The sequence below is a fragment of the Leeuwenhoekiella polynyae genome, assembly GCF_004104075.1.
Taxonomy (GTDB): Bacteria; Bacteroidota; Bacteroidia; order Flavobacteriales; family Flavobacteriaceae; genus Leeuwenhoekiella; species Leeuwenhoekiella polynyae.
In genome coordinates this window covers 1-4,390 of record NZ_QOVK01000040.1, presented here as the reverse complement: position 1 = coordinate 4,390, position 4,390 = coordinate 1, and the positions used below count along the sequence as shown (strand labels likewise).

Annotated in this window: 1 protein-coding gene and 2 pseudogenes; 2 read left to right on the top strand and 1 reads right to left on the bottom strand. The window is 39.8% G+C overall.

Annotated elements, in window-relative coordinates; translation table 11 throughout:
* Positions 1-122 precede the first annotated feature (122 nt).
* A complete protein-coding gene (locus DSM02_RS20250) occupies positions 123-3,419 on the bottom strand; it encodes a SusC/RagA family TonB-linked outer membrane protein (RefSeq protein ID WP_240674121.1) in 3,297 nt (1,098 codons plus the stop codon).
* 326 nt (positions 3,420-3,745) lie between these two features.
* Between DSM02_RS20250 and DSM02_RS20860 the strand changes: the two are divergent.
* Positions 3,746-4,019: pseudogene (locus tag DSM02_RS20860) on the top strand (transposase); the annotation flags it as partial.
* A 134-nt stretch (positions 4,020-4,153) separates the two neighbouring features.
* A pseudogene (locus tag DSM02_RS20855) lies at positions 4,154-4,284 on the top strand (IS3 family transposase); the annotation flags it as partial.
* Positions 4,285-4,390 lie beyond the last annotated feature (106 nt).

The window sequence follows — 4,390 nt, the reverse complement described above, 5'->3', positions numbered from 1 at the left end:
GGGTTTAATACCCCGAGGCTTGCCTCGAAATTGAAAATTTGTTTCTAACGAATGCCTCGTGGGCCTGCCTTTGTCGGCAGACAGGCTTGCCCCGAGGTAGTTTACTTTCTTTTTTTAATCAATTAAAATGCAGCGTTTAACCCAAAAAGTAATTGTCTCTGATTGGGGTAAGCACCTTCATCGATACCCGTGTTTACAGCGCCGCCACCCGCAATTTCCGGATCTATGCCAGAATAAGAGGTAAGGGTAAAAGCATTTGCCATTTGTGCATAAACCCGCAGTTTAGTCAGGTTCATAGATTGAAGCATTTTAGAAGGTAGTGAGTATCCTAATTGAATTTGTTTTGCTCTTAAATAAGAACCATCTTCAACAAAATAGGAGTTGGGTACATCAGCAAGGCTAAAAGAACCCGTAGTTTGTTGTATAGGAGCTGAAGCATTCCTATTTGTAGGAGTCCAAGAATCGTAAAGCGCGGTGTTGCTTTTTGCTCCTACAAAGGAACTGTAGAAATCTGTCCACCACTTTACCTGGTTCCAAATATCATTTCCTTGAGAACCATAAAGAAACATACTGAAATCCCAGTTTTTATACAGAACTTCAATATTTAAACCATACGTAAAATCCGGGTTAGGATTTCCTAAAAACGTACGATCTGCTTCGGTAATCTGATTGTCACCATTCGTGTCAGCATACCGAAAACGACCTATAGCTACATCAGATTGATACGTGGCATTGTTGTTTCCTGTAGCAGCAATTGCCGCGGCATTTGCCTGATCAATTTCGTTTTGTGAATCCCAGAAACCCACTGTTTGGTATCCAAAAAACTGACTTAACGAATGGCCTACGGCATTTCTAATAATATTACTTCCGTTAAAGCGACGTCCTTCTGCATCAAAAAATTGCTGTCCTTCTGATATACTCACAATCTCGTTGTTGTAGCTTGTGAAGGTTACAGAAGTATTTAAGCGTAACTCATCGCTAAGGTTAAAATAGGTAGAAAGATCAATATCTAATCCTGTATTTTTCATTTCAGCTACGTTTTGAAACGGTACTGTCGCCGTACCTACGGTAGCTACTTGATTCGGGTTGTACAATAAGTCGCTAATGTCTTTTCTATAATAATCTACAGATAGTTGTACAGACCTGTTGAAGAGTGACGCATCAATACCAATGTTAGAATCAGCATCTCGTTCCCATTTAGCATCCGGGTTTCCAATACGGGTTTGTCTAAACCCTTCTACTGTACTATTATTGCTGCCTGAAATATCATAGTAAGAATTTAGATTATTTCCGCCATAAGTTGTGAATCCATTTGGGGGATCTACATTGATCTGATTGCCCCGTACCCCGTACCCTCCTCGTATTTTAAGGTCGTTTAACCAACTCATATCTGGCATGAACTTTTCGTTTAAAATATTCCAGCCCACACTTGCTGCAGGAAACCAACCGTATTGTTCATTTAAAAACCGGGAAGAACCGTCTCGTCGTATTGTAGCACTTAATAAATACTTATCATTAAAGTTATAATCGAGTCTTCCAAAAAGGGAAGACAAAGCATCGGCATATTTAAAACTATAATTCGTCTGGGTACCCGCACCCGTGTCTAGTGTTACATAATCCGGATCAAAACTAAAATAGCTCTGCGTAGTTCCTCCTACCTCACGCCCCCGGTTTTGATAGGCTTCTGTGCCTAGTAATACGGTTAAGTTGTGTTTTTCGTTAAATACATTTTTATACTGAACGGTGTTGGTCCATGTCCAGTTGTAATTGGTAGCTGCAGCTTCCGTGTACTGGTTTATAGTGAGGTTTTCTGCATTTTCATATTCTGGAAATTGAAACGAATTGAAGCTGTTTGAGAAGTATTGCCCACCATAACTGGTTCTAAACGTAAAATTTTTAGCAAAATCAACTTCTACAAAAATATTTCCAAAAACCCGGTTAGAGATTCCTCTGTTGTTGCGTCTTCTTTCAGCGATAGCAACCGGGTTTTTAGCGTTACCTAAATCTGAACCAAATGATCCTGCATAATTGCCATTAATATCACGTACCGGAATAATAGGCAATTCTCTAAAAGCCATCCCTATAGTGCTGCCTTCTGTAAGCGCATCAATTTGCGGGTTATCACGTATCGCAAAACTAAGATTTTGACCTATACGAATTTTGTCTGTAATGTCGTATGTCGCATTAGCGCGAATCGTATATCGTTTGAGATAGGTGTTCTCAATTGTTCCTTGCTGATTAAAATAGTTAAGCGATAAGTAATAACTTCCTTTCTCTGTACCATTACTTACCGATACGTTATGACTGGTAATGCTTGCCGGGTTAAAAATCTCCTGAAACCAGTTTGTACCTTCTTTGTTCGCTTTAACAATGCGATAGAAGTTATTGACGTCTGCAGGGTCTGTATAAAGCGGATTTACATTGTATAAAGCCTCATTTACCGTATTGGCACCTACAGGCGCAATATAATTAGGCAATACCGGAGTAGCCCCATTCCCATACTGGCTATGATTGATAGGCTGATCAGGATTGGTATTTCGTAAAGCCTGAAATGTAAGTTCTGCAGTTTCCTGTGATGATAAGATGTCCCAAGGATTCCCTTTTTGTACCATTTGTATACCATAATACGTGTCGTAAGATACTCGCATTCTACCTTTACCTTTTTTTGTAGATACGATGATCACACCGTTTGCAGCTCTTGCTCCATAGATCGAGGCAGACGCAGCATCTTTAAGCACTTGTAAACTCTCGATATCGTTTGGGTTGATATCAGAAATAGTCTCTGTAGGAATACCGTCTACCACGTAGAGCGGACTGTTATTTCCAAACGTATTGGCTCCTCTAATTTTAATCTGGGGAGCTTGACCCGGTTGACCACCACCTGTAATGGTCACCCCAGAAACCCTACCTTGCAGTTGGCTGGTTATTTGTGCAGTAGGCTGCTGCACAAGTTCGTCTACTTTTACTACCGAAATTGCACCGGTAAGATCTTGTTTACGTTGTGTACCATAACCTACCACAACCACTTCATCAAGTTGCCCAGCATCTTCTTCCAGAGATACGTCTATGTTTGTTCTGTTATTTATAGCAAGTGTCTGCGTTTTAAACCCCAGATAACTAAAGACCAATGTGGCATCGTTAGCGGCTTCAATAAAATAATTTCCATCAAAGTCACTTTGTGTTCCTGTAGTTGTGCCTTTAACCAGAATGTTTACTCCAGGTAACGGCATTCCGTCAGGGTCCAGAACAGTTCCTGTGATTGTAGCTTGTGTCTTGGTGTGTGTAGCCGTGTCAGTAGCCATTTCAAGCGCGTGGGCTGGAAGTACACTCAGGCACATACTAATAGCAACTAGCGCAATTTTTAATTTGAAAAAATGTCCCCTCTTTTTTTTAAGGTTACCGTTGTAGTCTTTTTTCATAGTTGTTCATGTTGATTAATTAAATAATTCGATTTACTAAAACGTTTTCGTTTGGATTTATAATTGTTAATAGTATAGTAATATTAATAAATTATTGGGTGCTCAACTTAATTTTTAGTTTAAAATTTTACACTAAAATCAGAATTAGGGGTGTTTTTTTAAGAAAATACTATTATTTTACAAGTATAAATATGTTTTTAGCAATAGATCTGTAGGGGTGTCTAAAATGATCCTCAATCCAGTGTAGGCTTCCCTGAGAATGACCTCCTCCCATTAAATCGGTCTGATAAAAACTAGAGGGTTTCGGGCAAATAAATTATTTGCTTATGAAACGTTCAAAATTTACAGAATCTCAGATCGTGTTTGCGATTAAACAAGGTGAGACCAGAACGCGTCTTTCTGAAGTCTGTCGCAAGATGGGAATCAGCGAGGCTACCTTTTACAATTGGAAGAAAAATACGGGGGTCTTGGCGTCTCTGAACTGAGAAGGCTCCATAACTTGGAAGAGGAGAATACTCAGCTAAAAAAGCTTGTAGCCGATTTAAGTCTTGACAAGCGGATATTTCAGGACGTATTGAAAAAAAGTTCTGAGGCCGTCTCGAAAACGGGAGGTAGTCAGCACTATTCGTATGGAATATAATATTTCTATCAACCGTTATCTACGCCTAATATTGCTACACAAAAGCGTTTTTTATTATACCTGTAAAGAAGGTGGGGATGAATTGGTGCGTATGAGAATGAAAGAACTAGGAGCTACACGGGTACGCTAAGGTTTTGGAGAATCTATATCCTGCTTCGTCGAGAAGGCTTTATGGATAATCCTAAACGGGTCTATAGGATTTACTGTGAAGAAGGTGCAAAAATCGGGCATAGTATACCACCTTCGCCGGGTTAAAGTGAACCACCCAAATCGGGTCAAAGTGAGCCGCCTTCGCCGGGCCAAAGTGAACCACTAAAAAGTCGATTCTATT

Coding starts and splice junctions, on each gene's coding strand:
- DSM02_RS20250 (WP_240674121.1), bottom strand. CDS start 3,419: ATGAAAAAAGACTACAACGGTAACCTTAAAAAAAAGAGGGGACATTTT.